General features: G+C 57.5%; 8 protein-coding genes. 2 read left to right on the top strand and 6 right to left on the bottom strand.

The features are described 5' to 3' along the window. Positions 1–19 precede the first annotated feature (19 nt). From tauA to EH206_RS07395, 6 genes are all read right to left on the bottom strand, one after another. Complete coding sequence (gene tauA / locus EH206_RS07420) at positions 20–997, bottom strand: taurine ABC transporter substrate-binding protein (RefSeq protein ID WP_009112167.1); 978 nt, start codon at positions 995–997, stop codon at positions 20–22. Between the two features lie 282 nt (positions 998–1,279). Next, the gene (locus tag EH206_RS07415; RefSeq protein WP_009112166.1) at positions 1,280–2,263 is read right to left on the bottom strand and encodes a chemotaxis protein; all 984 of its coding nucleotides are present in this window, start codon (positions 2,261–2,263) and stop codon (positions 1,280–1,282) included. A 225-nt stretch (positions 2,264–2,488) separates the two neighbouring features. After that, positions 2,489–11,068, bottom strand: coding sequence for a glycoside hydrolase family 94 protein (locus tag EH206_RS07410; RefSeq protein ID WP_009112165.1), 8,580 nt, complete (start codon positions 11,066–11,068; stop codon positions 2,489–2,491). A 264-nt stretch (positions 11,069–11,332) separates the two neighbouring features. Continuing rightward, positions 11,333–12,256: an LpxL/LpxP family Kdo(2)-lipid IV(A) lauroyl/palmitoleoyl acyltransferase gene (lpxL, locus tag EH206_RS07405; protein ID WP_009112164.1), complete on the bottom strand. Its 924-nt coding sequence runs from the start codon at positions 12,254–12,256 to the stop codon at positions 11,333–11,335. 373 nt (positions 12,257–12,629) lie between these two features. Next, the gene (gene iolG, locus EH206_RS07400; protein WP_009112163.1) at positions 12,630–13,634 is read right to left on the bottom strand and encodes an inositol 2-dehydrogenase; all 1,005 of its coding nucleotides are present in this window, start codon (positions 13,632–13,634) and stop codon (positions 12,630–12,632) included. 738 nt (positions 13,635–14,372) lie between these two features. Continuing rightward, on the bottom strand, positions 14,373–16,301 hold the full coding sequence (locus EH206_RS07395; protein ID WP_009112162.1) for a bifunctional 5-dehydro-2-deoxygluconokinase/5-dehydro-2-deoxyphosphogluconate aldolase: 1,929 nt from the start codon (positions 16,299–16,301) through the stop codon (positions 14,373–14,375). 565 nt (positions 16,302–16,866) lie between these two features. Between EH206_RS07395 and EH206_RS07390 the strand changes: the two genes are divergently transcribed. Next, positions 16,867–18,378, top strand: a complete 1,512-nt coding sequence (locus EH206_RS07390) for a CoA-acylating methylmalonate-semialdehyde dehydrogenase (protein WP_009112161.1) — start codon at positions 16,867–16,869, stop codon at positions 18,376–18,378. 695 nt (positions 18,379–19,073) lie between these two features. Further along, positions 19,074–19,895 carry a 5-deoxy-glucuronate isomerase gene (gene iolB, locus EH206_RS07385; protein WP_009112160.1) on the top strand — a complete coding sequence of 274 codons (822 nt, stop codon included), beginning with the start codon at positions 19,074–19,076 and terminating at the stop codon, positions 19,893–19,895. Positions 19,896–19,902: the final 7 nt, after the last annotated feature.

Raw genomic sequence — 19,902 nt, 5'->3', positions numbered from 1 at the left:
CGGGGTCGCCGTCAAAACATCATTCCGGGACATATTTGGCGGTAACATAAGGCGTGTAGTCAGGCAAAACGGCATCGATGCGCCCCTGCTCCTTGAGAAACGCCGCCGTATCGCCGATAGCCTTCACCGTCGGCGCGCCCAGGGATTCCCGCTGCTCCTCCGCCAGCGGATAGGTATTTCCCTGCAACAAGCCGGGGATATCTTCCGCATTGGCGCCGGTGATTTTCACCAGTTTATCGATATTGCCTTTATCCGCCAGCCAGGCCTGCGGATCCTGGCGGTAGCGGGCGTAGGCATCCTGGGTGACTTTGGCGAACGCTTTCGCCGCTTCGGGATGCTTCTCGGCGAAGTCTTTGCGCACCAGCCAGACATCAAACGTCGGCGCGCCAAGCTTCGCCAGATCGCCTGAGGAGATCAGCACCTTGCCGCTCGCTTTCGCCACGCCGAGCGCCGGGTCCCAGGTATAGGCGGCGTCGATATCGCCGCGTTGCCAGGCGGCGCTAATCGCCGGCGGGTTAAGATTGAGGATCTGCACTTTTTTCGCGTCGATATTCCAGTGCTTGAGCGCCGCCAGCAGGCTGTAATGGCTGGTGGAAACAAAGGGCGTCGCCACTTTTTTACCCACCAAATCCGCAGGCGTGGCGATACCGGCGCCATTGCGCGCCACCAGCGCTTCGCTGGCACCCAGTTTGGAGGCGATCAGCAGCGTTTCAACCGGCACCTTCTGACTGACCGCGGCGGCATAAGGACTGGATCCCAGATAGGCGATCTGCACCCCGCCGGAGGCCACCGCGGCAATCACTTCCGCGCCGGCGTCGAATTTGCGCCAGTCGATTTTCAGCCCGGTGGCTTTTTCATACGCGCCGTCCGCCTGAGCCACCTGAGAGGGATCGGGGATGGTTTGGTATGCCACGGTAAGATCGGCGGCGACGGCGCTAAAACCGATGTTGATTAATACCATTGCGGCCAATATCGGCCGAAAATATTTATATTTCATCGCTATCCCCTATTAAATAGAAATATTTTTTCCTCTCGCTTGTTAAGACAATATACGATGAAAAACGGAGATAAAAACGCATCTGCATATAATAAATAAAACTAATATTTTCTGAAAAATAACTATAAAAGCGTCATTGCAAAAAACATTTTAAATAAGAAAAAGCCTGCACTGAAAATATTACCCCCTACCGCCCGGCGATGGCGGAAAAAATTAAAAAAGCCCGCTCGTTTTCCCTGAGCGGGCTTTTTTGCTGCGCTGCCGCCATTAAATTACCGGCGATTAGCCGCGTTGGGCCTGAGCCGGTTTGGCGCCGTCAAGCACGCCGTGAATAACCGTCGCCAGTTCGTTGATTTCGAATTTCGCCACGTAGGCATCCGCCCCGACCTTGCGCACATGATCTTCGTTGGCGCTGCCGGACAGAGACGAGTGAATAATCACCGGGATATTTCTGAGGAAATCATCGTGCTTGATATTGCGCGTCAGCGTAAAGCCATCCATCTCCGGCATTTCCAAATCCGTCAGCACAAAGGCGATCTTGTCGGAAATCGGCCGGCCTTCCGCCTGCGCCTGTTGCGCCATCGCCTTGATTTTCTTCCAGGCTTCCAGTCCGGTAACGTGCATCGCGGCGGGGATCGCCATCATATCCAGCCCCTGTTGCAGCAGCGAACGGGCGACCTTGGAATCCTCGGCCACAATGGCAACCGCTCCCGGTTTGAAATTGAACGCCCTGGTTTGCTCATCGTCTATATGGATATTACGGTCGACCGGGATGATGTCGTGCAGAATCTGTTCCACGTCCAGCACCTGGGCCAGACGGTTACTCTCTTTATCGCTGTCCAGCCGGGCGATACTGGTGATGTAGCTGCTGCTGACGCCGGCTTCGGCGGTAAGCACCTGAGTCCAGTCAAGCCGGACGATATCGTCAACCGACTCCACCGCGAAAGCTTGGGTGCTGCGCGCATATTCCGTCACCAGCAGAATATTGAGCCCCGTCTCCGGCACGCAGCCGGCGACGGCGGGAAGATCGATAACCGGAATAACCTGTCCGCGAATATTCACCATGCCCAGCATGGGCGACTTCATCCCCGCCGCTTTGGTCAGCGCGGGCATGGGAACGATCTCGCGCAGCTTGAACACATTGATACCGAACAGCTCCGACGGCAGTTCAGGGGATGCGCTTCCTAAGCGGAACAATAACAGTTCAAACTTGTTAGCGGAGGTGAGATTGGTTCTCTCATCAATATCTTTTTGAAAATTATCCATGTTTTCCTCAATGCGAATACGTATTAATGTCCGCTAACAAGACGACATCAGCGATGCGGGCAAAAAACAGGGGCTAAGATCCCTCTCTTTCACTTTACGCGATCCTGTCGGTAAACGTGAAGTTCTGATCGCCGCCGCCTTTGTTCCGTTGCCGGGACAAAGACGTTTTCAGCGTCAGGCGCGACGGGTAGTCAGCATTTGCGGGATACAACCTTCACCGCGCCGTCATAGCACCAGTCTGATGCGATGCTCCCCCGCGACCAATTCAACCCGCACCTTTTCATTATCGGCCGGGATGACCCTATCATCCAGCGTTGCCTGTGAAATTCCCCGGCAGCGGTGATTATCATTCACCACGCTAATCAGATAACGGCACGCCCCGAGGGTGATTTCCGCCTCAAAACCAGGCCAGTAATCTGGTATACAAGGGCTAAGCAGCAGTTGATTGCCTTCCCGGCCGATCCCCAGAATGCCCTCGATGCCCGCGCGGTGCATCCACCCCGCCGAACCTGTGTACCAGGTCCAGCCGCCGCGCCCGGCATGCGGCATCACCGAATAGACGTCGGCGGCGATGACGTAAGGCTCGACCCGGTAGATGGCCGCCTGTTCCGGAGTTGAGCCATGATTAATGGGATTCAGCAGGGCAAACAGCTCGCCGGCCTTATTGCCTTGCCCCAGCCGGGCGAAAGCCAGCACCGACCACATCGCCGCATGGGTGTATTGCCCGCCGTTTTCGCGCAGTCCGGGCGGATAGCCTTTGATATAGCCGGGATCACGCGCGGTGCGATCAAACGGCGGCGTGAACAGCAGCGCCAGACCGTCATGCCGGCGAATCAGGTGCTCATCCAGCGAGGCCATCGCCGTCGCCGCCCGCTGCGGATCGGCGGCGCCGGAAAGCACCGCCCACGACTGAGCGATCGCATCTATGGCGCACTCATCGTTAGTATGGCTGCCCAGCCAGCTGCCGTCGTCAAAGGTGGCGCGGCGATACCAGGCGCCGTCCCAGGCCGTCTGTTCAATGGCCTGCCGCACCGACTCGGCGTGCCGGCGCCAGCGCTCGGCCCGCGGCGCGTCACGCGTATCCGCCAGCGGAGCGAAGATGGCGATGGTGCGGATCAGCAGCCAGCCGAGCCATACGCTCTCCCCTTTGCCGCCTTCCCCGACGCGGTTCATGCCGTCGTTCCAGTCCCCCCCGCCGATAAGCGGCAGACCGTTGGCGCCGGTCAGCAGCAGGCACTGATCCAGGCCGCGGGCGCAGTGCTCGAACAGCGAGGCGGATTCCGCAGACTGCATCGGCTGGAAGAACGCGTCGTGTTCCCCCGGCGCCACGGGCGGCCCTTCCAGAAAGGCGATCGGTTCGGCAAGCACCGCGTAATCCTGACTGGTTTGCACGTAGGTCGCGGTGGCGAAAGCCAGCCAGACCCGATCGTCGGAGATATGGGTTCTGACCCCGGCGCCGGAATGGGGCAGCCACCAGTGCTGCACGTCCCCCTCGGCGAACTGCCGGCCGGCGGCGCGCAGCAGATGGCTGCGCGTCTCATACGGACGGGAAAAGGTCAGCGCCATGCCGTCCTGCAACTGATCGCGGAAGCCATAGGCCCCGCTGGCCTGATAAAAGCCGCAGCGCGCCTGAATACGGCATGACAGGGTCTGATAGAGCAGCCAGCCGTTGAGCATAATATCCATCGCCCGGTCCGGCGTTTTAACCTGTACCGCGCCGGTTACCTCCGTCCAGTGCGCCTCGACCTCGGCCAGCACCTGATCCAGATCGATCTCGCGATATTTCTCGATCAGCTTGCCGGCCTGCGCCGCGGACGCCTCCTGACCGATAAACCAGACGATCTCCAACTGCTCGCCGGGGGCGATGGCGACGTGGGTCTGCAGTGCGCTGCAGGGATCGTATCCCGCCGCGGTATTCCCCGACAGCCGCACGCCCTCAAGCAGCGCGGCCGGCGCGCGCATATGTCCGTTGCGCCCCAGAAACTCGGTTCTGTCGGCGGTGTACGACGACTGCCAGCCGCCTAAATCGGCGAAGCCGACCCGTCCGGGAAAAGCGCCGGACCAGGGATTGCCGACCAGCATCGCCCCGGTTTGCGCATCCACCCGGCTTAAAAGGTAAGGAGCGCTGCCGCTGCGCGAGGTTCCCAATACCCACTCGGCATAGCCGGTGATGGTCAGTTGCCGCGTTTGCGGCGAGGTATTATGCAGGCGCAGGCGGGATATTTTTAGCGGATCGGCCAGCGGGACGAACTGTAATAACTCCAGCTCAATGCCGTTGGCGTGATGAGTAAAACGGCTATAGCCGAAGCCGTGGCGGGCAATATAGCAACCGCCGTCGTTGATCGGCCATGCCGTCGGCGTCCACAGCACGCCGCTGACGTCGTCCCGTACGTACAACGCCTCGCCGCCGGGATCGACCACCGCGTCATTGCCCCAGGGCGTCAGCTGATTTTCACGGCTGTTCTCCGCCCAGGTATAACCGCTGCCCTGCGCCGAGACCTGAAAGCCGAATGCCGGGTTAGCGATGACATTGATCCAGGGCGCGGGGGTGGCGTGTCCGGCGTCGAGACGCATGACATACTCGCGTCCCTGCCGGGCGAACCCGCCGATGCCGTTGAAAAACTCCAGCATCTCAGGCTGCGGCGCGCTGTCCGGCACGCTCGGTTGCGGCGTGCGCGGCGGGCGGGCGCGGAGAGGAGAATGGGGAATCAGCGCCAACTGATGGGAGATCGGCCCCCGGCGCGCCGTCAGGGAGACCCGGGCGACCGATAACAGCAGGGCTCTGGCTTCGGTGGTCATCATATCGGCGCGCAGCGCAAACACCTCGCCGCGGGTTGACGCCCCCTCCAGCCTGGGCCGCGACTGGCTGCTGCGGATCGCCGTTTCAATGGCGATCTGCAGGTCCTGGATATAGGAAGAGGAGCGTTCGTTAACTATCACCAGGTCCACATTCAGCAGCTTCAGGCGCCAATATTCATGCGCCCGCAGCAGTTGATGAACCTGCGCCATATCGTCAATATCGTCAATGCGCAACAGCACGATGGGCAGATCGCCCGATATGGACAGCGGCCACAGCCCGGACTGCATTCCCGCGCCGTTGACTATCGATTCAGGCGGCGCCCGGAAACGCGGGTCGGCATAAAGTATCGGCGCGGCCAGACGCTGAAAATCCGCCGCTTCTTCGGACTTCACGCCAAGATGGCGCAACTGAACCTGAGCCTGGGTCCAGGCAAAGGTTTTATCACGCTCGTAGGCGCTGCGATCGTGATGTTTATCAATCACATCAATCAGCTCATCGCGGGAAGAGGCCACCACCGTCCAGAACGCCAGGCGAACGGTTTTACCGGCGGGAATACGCACCTGCTGGCGCAGCGAAAAGATAGGATCAAGCACGGTGCCAGTGGTGTTGGACAACCCCTGATGGCCTAAAATGGCATCCGCCGTCATCACCGACTTGCCCCGGCCGATAAAACGGGAGCGATCCGACTCATACTGCATTTTGCTGCCGATAACCCCTTCCAGCACCACAAAATGCGCCGCCCACACCGGCCGCTCATCCGGCGATCTCGGTCGGCGGGTGGCAACCAGGGTGGAGATTTCCTCCAGATATTCCGTCTGCACGAACATGCGGGAAAACGCGGTGTGCGCGCTATCGGCGGCGGGGGTCGCCAGCACCACCTCCGCGTAGGAGGTCAACTCGATATCACGCCGCCGCCGTCCGCTATTGGTCAGGGTTATCCGCCGCACTTCGCCATCGCTTTCTCCCGACACCAGGACGTCCAGCGTGGTGGTCAGCGTGCGTTCATGGCGGATAAAGGAGGCATGATCCTCCCCGAAAATAACGTCGTAGCGATGCGCCGCAACGCCGATTTTGCTACTGATAAGGCCGGACGGCACGGGAAGATTTCCCGCCGATTCGCTGAGCTGCCCCTGTTCGCCGGCGGACCAGATGCGGCCGCTGCGCATATCGCGCAGCAGAATAAAGCTGCCCGAACTGTCGCGGGTGGTGTCTTCCTGCCAGCGCGTTACCGCCAGCTCGCCCCAGCGGCTGTAACCGGATCCGCTGGTGGTCAGCATCACGGCATAGCGTCCGTTGGAGAGTAAATGCGTGACCGGCGCTCCCGCGGGCGCGGCGGAAAAACGTCGCAGCGCGGCGGTCTCGTTACGGCTTTCGCTCCCGCTGGCTTTCACATCGTCAGGCTGAGGCTCGGCGATGGCCACATGCGCCGGCAGACTCTCCTGCAACAGCAGTTCGCAGGACTGAATCATCGGCTCGCGATGGAAACGGCGGCGCATGTGGCCGTCATGCAGGGCGTTGGCGATGGCCACCAGCGTCATTCCCTGATGGTGGGCCATAAAGCTGTAAACAATGGCCACCTTTTTATTCTCCGGCAAGCGTGAAGGGGTAAAATCGAGCGCTTCATAGAAGCCGTAACGCCCGGACGCCCCCATCTCCGCCAGCCGCTCGTAGTTGCGGCATGCGGCAAGCGGATCGACCATGGTCGCCAGCCCGGTGGCATAGGGCGCCACCACCAGGTTATCCGCCAGACCGCGCTTTAACCCCAAGCCTGGGACGCCAAAATTGGAATACTGATAGGTGAAATCTATATCACGAGCATTATACGCCGACTCGGAAATGCCCCAGGGCACCGATGCGCTACGGCCGTAGGCCTGCTGATGGGCGACGATAAGACTCGTCGTCTGCTCCAGCAAACTGCCCACCGGCGCCTGCATCACCAGCGACGGCATCAGGTATTCGAACATCGAACCGGACCAGGACATCAGCGCCGCGCCCCGGCCGGTCAGCACCGCCGCCCGCCCCAGACGGAACCAGTGCCGGGTGCCGACATCGCCTTTGGCGATGGCGAACAGGCTGGCCAGTCTGGCCTCGGAGGCCAGCAGGTCGTAACAGCTGACGTCCAGCTGATTTTCCGCCATTAAATAGCCGATCGACAGCAGCTTACGCTCGGGATCGATAAGAAAGGCGAAATCCATATCCAGCGCCATCTTGCGCGAGCGGGAAGCCAGCGCCTGCAAACGCTCGTTCAGCGCGGCCGAAACGCCCTGTTGGTTTTTATGCGCCGCCAGCATCCGCCGGGCGGCGTTAATCCAGAAAAGCGGCTCGGCGACGGCGCCGTCCTCGGCGCGCGGCAACAGCCCCTCCGCCAGCCGCAGCAGTTGATCCGCCTGCAGCGCCGATTCCGTCAACAGGCGTTCAGGCGGCAGATCGCTGTTCAGCAACGCGTCGATCTTACCCAACCGCTGGAGCAACGCCGGTTCCCCCTGCGTTTCCCGGTGCAGAAACAGCGACTCGCGAATCAGTTGCATATGGTCGGCCAACGGCTCGCGAATATCCTGTTCCCCGTCCTCTTCCAGCCATAGCTCGCAGGCATTCGCCAGCACTATCAGGTTGCCCGCCAGGTTTCCGCTATCCACCGAGGAGACATAGGCCGGCTGCAGCGTGTGTAAATCCCGCGTGTCGTACCAGTTAAGAAAATGGCCTCTGAAACGCTGTAACCGCTCCAAGGTGGTTAATGTCGCTTCCAGACGTTCGAGCACATCGACGATGCCGATCCAGCCGAAATCCCGCGCCGCCACCGTGGAGAGCAAATACAGGCCGATATTGGTCGGCGAAGTGCGGTGAGCGATAACCGGCTTAGGCTGTTCCTGAAAATTATCCGGCGGTAGATGGTGCTCATTTTCGGTGACAAAGGTTTCAAAAAAGCGCCAGGTGCGCCGGGCGGTCAAGCGCAACGCGCGCTTGTCGGCGGCGGCGATATTTTCCTGACGCGTTATGCCGCGTTCCCGGCTGACCCACAGCGCCAGCGCCGGAGACGCCAGCCACAACAGCGCCAGCGGCAGCCACAGCGGCCAATTGCCGGGCGCCGCCGCCAGCGAACAGCCCACCACCGCCGCGCTCAACAGCAGCCCGCCAACCATTTGCCGATAAAAACCCTTCAACGTCAGCCGCGGGCGGCGTCCTGACTGCGCGGCGGTGGTCCACTCCAGCAAATGCCGCCGGGTTAGGGTCAAGCGCACCATGGTGCGGGCCAAGGCATCCAGCGAACGCCAGCTATGATCGGCAAGAAACGCCAGCGAAAGGAAGACCTGCATAAACGCCAGTTTCAGATCGCTGAACAGATGGCGGAAAGGGTGGCTTTGCTTAAGCGGCTGTTCTCTTGTCAGCGCGCGCCAGCAGCGGGAAATCACATCCCATAACGCGGGCAGGCAGGCGGGAAACGCCAGCACCAGCAGTACCATAGCCAGGCCTTTCCATGCCAGCGCCAAAGGCAGCGCGCCGCAGACAAACAGCAGCAGCAACAGGCTGGGCGCGAGCAGCGAACGGCGCAGATTGTCGATCATTTTCCAGCGTCCCAGCGCCGATAAGCGCGCCGCCTTGCCCGCCCCGGAGCGCGCCAGCCCCAGGATCCACGGCAGCAGTTGCCAGTCGCCGCGCGTCCAGCGGTGTTGCCGCTTTACGATAACGTCGTAGCGCGAAGGAAACGCCTCCACCAGTTCGACATCCGAGGCCAGCCCCGCCCGCGCATAAACGCCTTCAAACAGGTCGTGGCTCAGCAGGCTGTTTTCCGGTATGCGATCCTGTAGCGCCCGTTCGAAAGCATCCACATCGTAGATCCCTTTTCCGGTGTAGGAACCTTCGCCAAACAGATCCTGATAAACGTCGGACACCGAGGCCTCATAAGGGTTGATGCCGCCCGGCGCGGAGAAAATACGCTGATAGCGCGAACCTTCGCGGCCCGCCGGTAAAGAGGGGGTAATGCGGGGTTGCAGAATAGCGTAGCCGGCGACGATGCGCTCTCCGCCGGCATCCCATCGCGGCTGGTTAAGCGGATGCGCCATTTTGCCGATCAGTTTCAGGGCCGCGTCGCGGGGTAAACGGGTATCGGCATCCAGCGTAATCACATAGCGCACACCGGTCGGAACGCGCACGGCGACGCCGTCTACCGGGATAAAGCTGGTATCGGAGGCGCCGCGCAACAGCCGGTTAAGCTCATGCAGTTTTCCCCGTTTACGCTCCCAGCCCATCCAGACGTTTTCACCGGCGTTGAACAGCCTTCTGCGGTGCAACAGTAAAAAGCGATCGCCGGCCTCTCCCGGGCCATAACGCTGATTGATCTGCCGTATCGCCAGAGATGCCCGCGTCAATAGTTGCCCATCGCCGGCGAGGATTTCGCTATCGGCATCAACGCCATCCGCCAGCAGGGCAAAGGTGATATCGCCCTGGCCGCCGGAGAGGTAATGGACTTCCAGCTGTTCCACCTGTTGCAGAATATCCTGCTCGCTGGATAACAGGGTGGGTATGACCACCATCGTCCGGCAATGGGTCGGCACCCCTTGCAGCAGTTCCAGTCCCGGCAGCGGCGCGGCGCCGAACAGGCTGGCCGCCAGCCGGTTAACCCAGGCCGTCGCCACCTCGGAGAACGGAATCAGGCAGATAAACGCGATAAACAGCAGCCAGACGCCGGAAACGGCGGAGGATGACAACACGGATAGCGCCGCGGCGAGCAACAACGCGGTAAAAAAACCGATGGCGCCCACATAGCCCGCCAGCCCCGCCCGTAGCGTCAGGCGGTTAAAACGCAGCAGCGTTTTGGGGCGAAAGCCAATCTCCGCTTCCAGCCGCGGCCGGCCTTCGGCAATCAGGTAATACCCCGGCTCGCGCTTACGATCGTCAAGCTCGCCCGCAGACGGCGAATCAGACTCGCCCTGAGCCAGCGACAGGGCCTTTTCGGCAATATCCAGTTCGCTGCAGGGAGCTTGCCGCGCCAGCTGTTCGATGGCGCTGCGATAGCGATTGCGGGTGGTGAAATCCATCTGCGCAAAGGCGCTGCCTGCCCGCAGACGCGCATCCACCAGGCTGACGCTTTCAAAAAACGTCGCCCAGTCGATATCGGAGATCAGCCGCATGCTGGTAATAATATTGCGCACCGTGACGTTGGACACGCCCAGACGCTGCTGCGCGTTTTGCACCACCTTCTCCGCCGAACTCCCCTGCTGATTAAGCCGGTGTTCCAGCCAGCCCAACGCCGGAGTGGTGCGCGGATCCTGATCGCGCAGCCGCTTCACCAACTGGGCGGCAAAGGTTTCGGATAACGGCCCATCGTGGTGGCGGGCGATCTCCTTCGCCAGAGCGGCCTGTCCGTCCTCCGCCTGCAACAGACGGTTCGCGGCCAGCTCCGCCTCGGCGCGCGCCAGACGTCCCGCGGTCATCTGATCGGCCAGCCGCCGCAGATTTTCTATCAGCACGATACGCAGGGTAATGGCGACGGCCCACAGTTCCCCTATCGTCAGCGGCTGTACGCCTTGATAGGCCATGATAAAACGGCGCAACGCTTCAGGATCGACATGGCTGTCGGTGTGGGCGATAAACGCCCATACCAGACCAAATACCCGCGGATAGCCGACAAAAGGTCCCTGCGATAATTTCGGCAACTGCTGGTAATAGCGCGGAGGCAGATCTTCGCGGATTTCGCGGATCTGCGCCGCAACCAGATGATAGTTATCCAATAGCCATTCCGCGGCCGGCACCACACTGCCGCCGCTTTCCAGCTCCGCGGCGCTGGCGCGATAGGCGGCCAACAGCACTTTGGCGTTATCGTTCAAGCGATGGTGTAAAAACATCACGACGGGCGGCGAAAGGGTCACCAACTGAGCGGCGGCAAGCGTACGCCCATGCTGTTCCAGGCGCTCCATACCGAACAGCTCGCCTCTTACCGGCAGAATATCATTCCAGGGCGGCGAGGCTTTACGCGAAAAAATAAACGCGCGTGGGAATATTTTCATAATCGCCTTGTAGCCTGAACGTGAAAATCCGCGCAGGCGCTATTGAAGGTAACATCCAGAAGCTGGCAGACCTTATTGACGCAGGCATGTCGGCATGTAGAGCCCGTCCCTGAAGGCGTAATGACGGGCTTTCAATACGGGAAATCGTCATCGGCTGACGGCAGCGGCGATGATTTGATGGAGAAAGGCAGAGAAAGAAAGATAAGTGTAGTCGATAAAACGGCGAACCGTTAAATATCGTTCCGCGGCCGGCACCGCGCGCTGCTAATCATACAGGGACGCTTCGCCGGCCGGGCGCGTTTTAAAACGCCGATGCAGCCAAAGATACTGCTCGGGGGCCTTGACGATTTCGTCTTCGATAACCCGATTGATATAGCGCGCGGCCGCCAGGCCGTCGTCGTAGGGATAATCTTGCAGCGCGGGGGAAATGCTTAATCGATATCCCTGGGCGCCGGGTTTACGGATCACCACCGCGGTAACCAGTTCCGGCCGGGCCAGTCTGGCGATGATAAAGGTGCCGTTGGAAGTGGCCGTGCGCTCTACGCCAAAGAACGGCGCGAATACGCTGCCTTTGGGGCCGTAGTCCTGATCGGGAGCGAACCAGACGACGCCGCCGCGTTTTAAGGTATGCACCATACCGATCAGCTTTTTGCGGCTGACCAGCTTATTGCCCGACCTTGAGCGCCCCCATTTTTGCACCAGCTCCATAACGTCGCTGTTATGCGGCCGATACATCACGGTCATCGGCTTGCAGTACCCCAACATGCGGAAATGCAGTTCCAGCGTCATAAAATGCACGCCGATAACGATAACCCCGCGCCGTTTCTCCTCCGCCGCCTGCAAATGCTCCAGCCCGGTCACCTCAATCCACTTTTTTATTCGTCTGTCGGGCCAAAACCACGCCATACCCGTCTCCATCAGGCCGATGCCGAGGGAGGAGAAGTTGTCGGCGACTTTGGCGTCGATCTGCCGCGCATCGGCGTCGGGAAAGCTCAGTTCCAGGTTGCGTCTGGCTATCGCCACCCGTCTTGCTAAAAAACGCATCGAGCGGCGGCCTAACCAGCCGCCAAGCTTGACCAGCATGGGATAAGGCAACTGAACCAGGAGAAACAGCACCCCCAGGCCAAACCACAATAACCAGTTTCTCGGATGGGCATAGGGTAAAAACTTTTCCGGGGGAGTAAGCATATAGTGTGTGTCTCTAATTATTAGCAAGCAGTCTTTAACGGGGGATTATTCATAACACGCTATTATTAAGGTGAGATTGTCATAACTTGCGCTGTCCCTGTCTGAATTAGGCTAACCTCTTTATCTGAGTAGGGTGCTGTCATTGAGTCTACGTTCGACTCCATTACGATGAGTTAATTCAAATTTAATTTTCGGATAATGATTATTTCCGGGTTAACACCCCGTCCGGGAAATGTTTGATTCGAAATAGAAACCTCACCGGAACGATGAGGTTGAGGAGGATAGAAGAGATTATTCCGTCGGTAATCAGTAGCGGTATCAGAAACAGCCGAGGGTATAAAACAGCGATAGCCCTGTGGCGGCCCAGTCCATGCTAAACCCCGTCTAATGAGACATTAATGACTTTCTGGGTTCTCAGCGACTCGATCGCCGCCTCGGCAAGCATTAATGCTTTCAAACCGTCACTGGCGGTAGAGGGAATCGGTGTTTTCGTCTTGACTGCGGTAATAAATGCATCCCATTCTTCCCTGAAGGCATCGTGATAACGCTCCAGGAAAAAGTACAGGGGTTTCTGCGCCTGTACGCCGCCCTCTTCGGTAAGCTTAACCAGCGTCGTAATGGGAACGTTGTCAACGCGCAAGGATCCCTTCTGACCATGGGCTTCGATTCGCTGGTCATATCCGTAACCAGACCGTCGGCTATTATTGATCACCGCAATCTTTCCTGAGGCCGTTTGCAGTGTGACAACCGCCGTATCAATATCGCCTGCCGCTTTTACCGCAGGACTGATAAGCGCGGATGCGATTGCCGAGACGGAAACCGGCTCTTCGCCAAGCTGGAATCGCGCCATATCGAAATCATGAATGGTCATATCCCTAAACATACCGCCGGACGCCACAAGGTAATCATCAGGGACCGGGGACGGGTCCCGGGAGCTGATTTGCAGATGTTCCAACTCACCGATTTCTCCCGCACGCAAGGCGCGTTGCAAATGTGCATGATTCGGATCGAAACGACGGTTGAAACCGATCATGAAAGGCACGCCGAGGTCGTTGATTTCAGCCACACAGGCTTTCACACGATCAATATTCAAATCAATAGGTTTTTCACAGAAGATGGCTTTTCCGGCTTTAGCCGCCAGCAAAGAGAACTCGGCATGGGTTTCCGTCGATGTCGCAACTAATACAATATCCACTTCGGGATGATTTATCGCTTCCTGGACAGAAAGCACCCTGGCCTGATATTGATCCGCCAAAGACCGGGCGGCATCCGCGCTAATATCTGAAACGGAGTACAGTATTGAATCAGGATGCGCATGGATATTATTAGCATGGATCTTGGCGATACGTCCTGCCCCCAATAATGCAATTTTCAACATAATGATCCTCACAATAAAAATTAATCACATAGAAGGGTGTGATTATTTTGCCCCCGCGATTTCATCGCTCTATATCCTCCAGACAATCAACAAATTGATATAATCTCTACTCATTGTTTTCATTGGGAATTTCACCTTTAACGATAGACATGTCGACTGCCAGAATGAATCATTCGGCGCAACGTCCAACGGCCGAAAACCCCGGAGCGCGGCTGAAGCACCGTCCCCTATTAAAGTACTAATGAGTATATACGCATTAAAATTTCATATAATTAATTTATGGAAAAATAATTTTATTTTGAGGGAGAGATCAAACTATTGCCAACCAGAGAGGCATTTTTCACATGGCGCCCCGGCAAGCGTTCCATCGATTCAGGCAAAGCCCCGTTTTCCGCCGGTTTAGGACATATCGGCAACCGTGAAATAGCTATACCAGCCTATACTCAGGCTGTGTCGCCCTGCCGGGCGGATATCGCGGTCATTGATACCGAACCACTGCTGTTATTGACGTTAATCAGCCACAATCATATTTCGAATGGCAATCACTACAAAAGAAATTATTTTTTCATTATAAAAAATAAGAAAACATTAATTCATCAAGCGCGGTCACGCCGTCGTTTTCATGCCGACGCCGCCATACCGCGGATAAATCACGCATTGGAGAGAGAAATCGATATCGCGGATGATTGCGCGGGACAAGGATTTCCCCCGCGCCAAGGTATGCCGTTGCGGCCGTGTTCAGAGGGGGGCGGGACGATAAGTCCGCCAGTATCCGATCAGCCTGAGGAAATTCTGTTTCACTGCTTCCACCACCTGGCGATCGTCCAGTTCACCCCTAAACCACTTAGCGGCCGGTTCGCCGAATATCGTCCTCCCCACCGCGAATCCTTTCACCCAGGGCGCATCCGCCGCCGCCGCAAAACCCGCTTTCAAGGATGCTTCCGGCGCATCCAGCCCCAAAATCACCACCCCCCGGCACTGGCTGTCATACCGTTCGATGATCTGACTGATACCCCGCCAGCCAGTAGATGACAGCGGCGGCAGTTTCCACCAGTCCGGCTGGATGCCCAGCGAATAAAAGCGCGACAGGATCTCGCCATAGTGCCTTTCGTCCCGGTCCGAGTTGTCATGCGGCAGGATCACTTCCAGCAACAGTTCGTGGCCGGACTGGCAACAGGCATGATAGACCTCGGTGATTGACGCTTCCTGTTCCAGTCGCGTCGCCACGCTATCCTTAGGGTGATAAAACACCAGGCATTTCACCACATGTTCCAGCGGCCACCCCACCAGTTGGGAACCGATGTCGCCATGCTCCAGACGCAGTGGCCGCGAGCCAGGCAACTCTATCGGGCGCCCAATCCACCATCCCTGGCCGGTGATATCGTTAAGGGCCGCCTGACCGTATGTCGTGTCCGCCAGGATGCCGGCATTATTTTTCAATCCCGCCTCGCCGGCGGCGGCCCGCGCCCCTTGCAGCAACAGCAATTTCAACGGGGGGATATCGCTCTCGTCCCGCCCGGCGGCGTGGGCCATATCCGCCAATTGCTTGCGGTGATCAAATGCAAACACGCAGAGTTCAGGCCACTGTTGCTTGCGGGTGGTAACTCGATGCAGATGATTCAACCGTTCATCTTTATCCGGCCGCGGCACCGATTGCTCCCGCGACAGATAGTCGTCCAGTTCAAGACGGGTCGGCATCGCCGGCGCGCAACCGTGTCGCGACACCACCAGCGCGCCGCAGGCATTGGCGTAACGGCAGGCTTGTTCCCACCCTTCATCGTCGAGATAACCGCGCAATAGGCCGGACATAAAGGCGTCGCCCGCCCCCAGCACATTCAGAACGTCCACTCTGACGCCGCTATAGAGCGCCACCTGGTCCCAACCGGTCGGTATCTCCCCTTCGAATACCGAGCATCCCTGCGCTCCCCGCTTGCAAACCAGGGTCGCCTGACTCACCTGACGGACATTACGCAGCGCCGCCAGCGTATCGGTGCTGCCGCCGGCAATATGGAATTCTTCTTCAGTCCCGACAATCAGATCGAAATGGTGCAGCACTTGCTGTAATTCACGGGTAACACGCTCGGAAGGGATAAAACGGGTTTCGCCGTCCCCCAGGGTGGTTAGCCCCCAAAGTACCGGCCGGTAATCGATATCCAGCGCCCGGCGCAGACCGTGGCGCTGCGCGAATTCCAGCGCTTTGAGCACAGCGGCGCGGGTATTGGAATGGGAAAGGTGGGTACCGGTTATCGCCACCGCCCGACTGGAAGCGATGTAGTCCTCGTCGATATCCTCAGTACTCAGCGCCATATCCGCGCAGTTATCACGGTAGAAAATTAACGGAAACGTCTCCTGATCTTTTACGCCTAAAATCACCAGCGCCGTCAACCGCTCTTTATCAGTAATGAGGTAACGGGTATCCACGCCGGCGCGCTGCAATTCCTCGCGCAGAAAACGGCCCATATGCTCGTCGCCCACCCGCGCCAGCATGCCGGACTTCAGCCCCTGAACCGCCGTGCCATAAGCGACATTTCCCGACGATCCGCCCAAATATTTGGCAAAGGTGGTCATATCTTCCAATCGGGAACCGATTTGTTGTCCGTACAAATCGAGCGCGATGCGCCCGATGCAAATGACATCAAGCGTCTTTTGCTGCTGCGCTGTACCCATAATATGCAATCCCCATGAATAAAAGCCTGAGAATATTATGAGGAATAAAAATTTCATTTTCAATCGAATTAAAATAAAACACTTCTAAAATGTGTGCCGGCGATAACATTTATATGACCATTTAATTATAATTAAATGATTTTTATAGTTATATACAATAATAAAAATGGCAGTGTTTAATATAATTAAATTGACTAAACAAACATAATTCATTGTTTAAAATGGTTATTTTATAAAGAGACAGGCTTTTTCCCTGCGCTGAAGCGCGATAGGAAATATTAGTTTCATTTTTTGATCAATATCCCACAAATGGAATTTTTATTCCAAAATAGACTCTTACAGGACATAACGCGCCTATAATGTCGGCAGTAACGCGCCATGTATTTACCCGAACGCGGCGCCGTGTCGCGGGCGCGCCAAAGATCTGAACATCCGGCACGAATGCATCCCCGAGCGGACAAAAAATTACGCAGCAGGACCGCATGGCAGCCAAGGCATAAGCCGTTAAGCACGACGATGCCTGACAAACGAAAGAGAGCTTGACTAAATGATGGAGTAAATAGATATGTCTACAGTGCAAACATTACAGTATTTGGTTGACGGTCGCTGGCTCGACTCCAAAACCACCCGCTTTATGGACGTGCATAACCCCAGTACCGGCGAAATTATCGCCAAGGCTCCCTGCTGCACCGAGGATGAAGTGAAAAACGCCATCACCGCCGCCCGTAAAGCGTTCCCGGCCTGGTCGAACACGCCGGCGATCAAACGTGCGCAGATCATGTTCCAGGTGCGCGAACTGCTGATCAAACATGAGGAGCGGCTGACGGAACTGGTCGCCAGGGAAAACGGCAAAGCCTGGGGCGATGCCCAGGGCGACGTGCTTAAGGCTAAGGAGGGAACCGAACTGGCCTGTTCCATCCCGACATTATTAGCCGGCGAAAGTCTGATGGACGCGTCGGCCGGCATTGATACCACCCTTTATCGTGTACCCATCGGGGTATTTGCCGGTATCGTGCCGTTCAATTTTCCCGCCATGATCCCGATGGGCTGGATGGCGCCGCTCTGTATCGCATCCGGCAATACCATCGTGATTAAGGCCGCCAGCATGACGCCGATAACCTGTATGGAAATCGCCAAACTTTACCAGCAAGCCGGCGCGCCCGACGGCGTCATTAATATTGTGACCTGCTCGCGTCACGAGGCCGACCTATTCCTGACCCATCCCGACGTCAACGGCGTCTCTTTCGTCGGTTCGACCCCGGTGGGTCTGCACGTCTACTCCAAAGCGGCGGCGCACGGTAAACGCGTCCAGGCGCTGTGCGAAGCTAAAAACCATGCATTGGTGCTGGCCGACGCCCCCATCGCCCGTACTGCGGCGGGCATTATCAATGCCGCCTTCGGCTGTGCGGGAGAACGCTGTATGGCGTTGCCGGTGGTCGTGGTCCAGGAAGAGATCGCCGATCGGCTGATTGCGGCCGTGTTGGAAAAAGTACAAGCGCTGAAGGTTGGGCCGGGTTACCGCAAAGAGACGGATATGGGACCGGTTATCTCCGCCGAACACAAAAAGTCGGTGGAAAATTGGATAACCAAAGGCATCGAACAAGGCGCCGAACTCGTGCTGGACGGTCGCAACTATAAAGTGGAGGGTTTTGAGAACGGTTATTACGTCGGCCCGACGCTGTTTGATCGCGTAACCGAGGACATGAGCATCGGTACCGAGGAAATTTTCGGACCGGTTCTCTGCTTCAAACGGGTGAAAGACTTTGAGGAAGGATTACGCATCATGAACCAGAACCCGCTCGCCAATGGTTCGGTGATCTTCACGCAGAACGGTCATTATGCGCGGGAATTTCAGAAACGGACCCACGGCGGCATGGTCGGCATCAATGTGGGCATTCCGGTACCGGTCGGCGTATTCCCCTTCTCTGGCCATAAAAACTCATTTTTTGGCGATCTGCATTGCCTGGGTAAAGACGGCATGCGCTTTTATACCGAAACCAAATGCGTTACCAGCCGCTGGTTTGACGAGGAAGAACGTAAACGTGAAAAAGTGGATTCCTGGGACGGTACGATTTAAGCGGCATTATTGACTTGAGTTTGACGACAGACCTGCGTGGTTTAACCCCACCCCGGCCCTCCCTTTTCCAGGGAGGGCTAAAAACACGATATTTTTTAATGAATTAGCGCCCCCGATAGGGCTGAGGGATCCCCAGAAAATAATTAAGTATTGTTTGATAAATCATCTTAGATAACAGGATGCTGTTTTTTAAAGGTTTTCCTTCGCGTAAAAAATCGCGCTGAGGTGGGCGTGACCGCCGGGTGAGCGGCTGGGACGCCGCGAAAGCCAGTGCCGCGCCGGGAGCGCGTCAATGGCGGCCCGACCAGCGGTCACGAACGCCGAAGGCATCGCGTAGCGACGCGATTTCGCGAAAAGCCTGGGGCCACGGGGCGGCGGCGATTGAGCCGCCCCGTGTCGGGCGCGTGCTGCAACGGTGGCAGAAATCGACTGAGGTTAGTGCGCACGAAACCCTCACTGCGCTTACAGACATTCCTTACCCTGATTTCTGGGGATTCCTCAGCCGATAGGGTGGCCGGAAAGGGGGATTAACTGTGCGTCCCCTCTCATTAAATTAAAATTTCATAACAATAAAATTGAAATATTTATTCCAAAAAGATAGGGTAACAAGGATTTCGCCACGCCTTTCTCTCCCCTTAGCCGGAGCGCAACCCGGCGATCGGGGCGTGGGACGCTGATTTGCACAGGAGGATTATGTGACCACGTTACTATCAAAGTATCATGCCGGAGACGTCAGCGGGCGTATCCAGCACATTACTCCGGCCAATGCCGGCTGGCGTTATGTCGGTTTTGACGCCTACCTGCTTAAAAAAGGGCAGTCGTTGGATCTCGACAGCGGCGACCAGGAGCTTTGCCTGGTATTGGTGGCGGGCCTAGCCACCATCGCCACCCGCCACGTCGAATTCAGCGATATCGGTAAACGCATGAGCCCTTTTGAACGTATACCGCCTTTTTCGGTTTACGTACCCCATCACGACCAGGTGCATATTACTGCGCAAACCGATTTGGAACTCGCGGTTTGCCGGGCGCCCGGCAACGGCGATTTACCGGCGCGGCTTATCGCACCGGGAGACGTCGGGGTAGAACAACGGGGCAAGGGCCGAAATAAGCGGCTGGTTCATAATATCCTGCCGGAAAACGACCCGGCGGATAGCCTGCTGGTGGTCGAGGTATTTACCGCGGAGGGGGATACCAGCTCTTATCCCAGCCATAAACATGATACGGAAAACTCGGCCGATGAAACCTATCTGGAAGAGACCTATTATCATCGTCTCGACCCGGTCCAAGGGTTTTGCCTGCAACGGGTTTACACCGATGACCGCTCGCTTGATGAATGTTTGCCGGTGTACGATCGCGACGTGGTAAAAGTTCCGCGCGGCTATCATCCGGTAGCGACTATCGCAGGTTACGACAGTTATTATCTTAATGTTATGGCCGGCCCGGTACGTAAATGGCAGTTCACCTGGGAAAAGGATCATGCCTGGATCAACTCGGCGGAATACCCCCGGCGGTCTTAACCGCCTC

Source organism: Brenneria nigrifluens DSM 30175 = ATCC 13028 (genome assembly GCF_005484965.1).
Taxonomy (GTDB): domain Bacteria; phylum Pseudomonadota; class Gammaproteobacteria; order Enterobacterales; family Enterobacteriaceae; genus Brenneria; species Brenneria nigrifluens.
The sequence above is the reverse complement of the archived record's forward strand: the minus strand, read 5'-3'. Positions and strand labels throughout refer to the sequence as shown.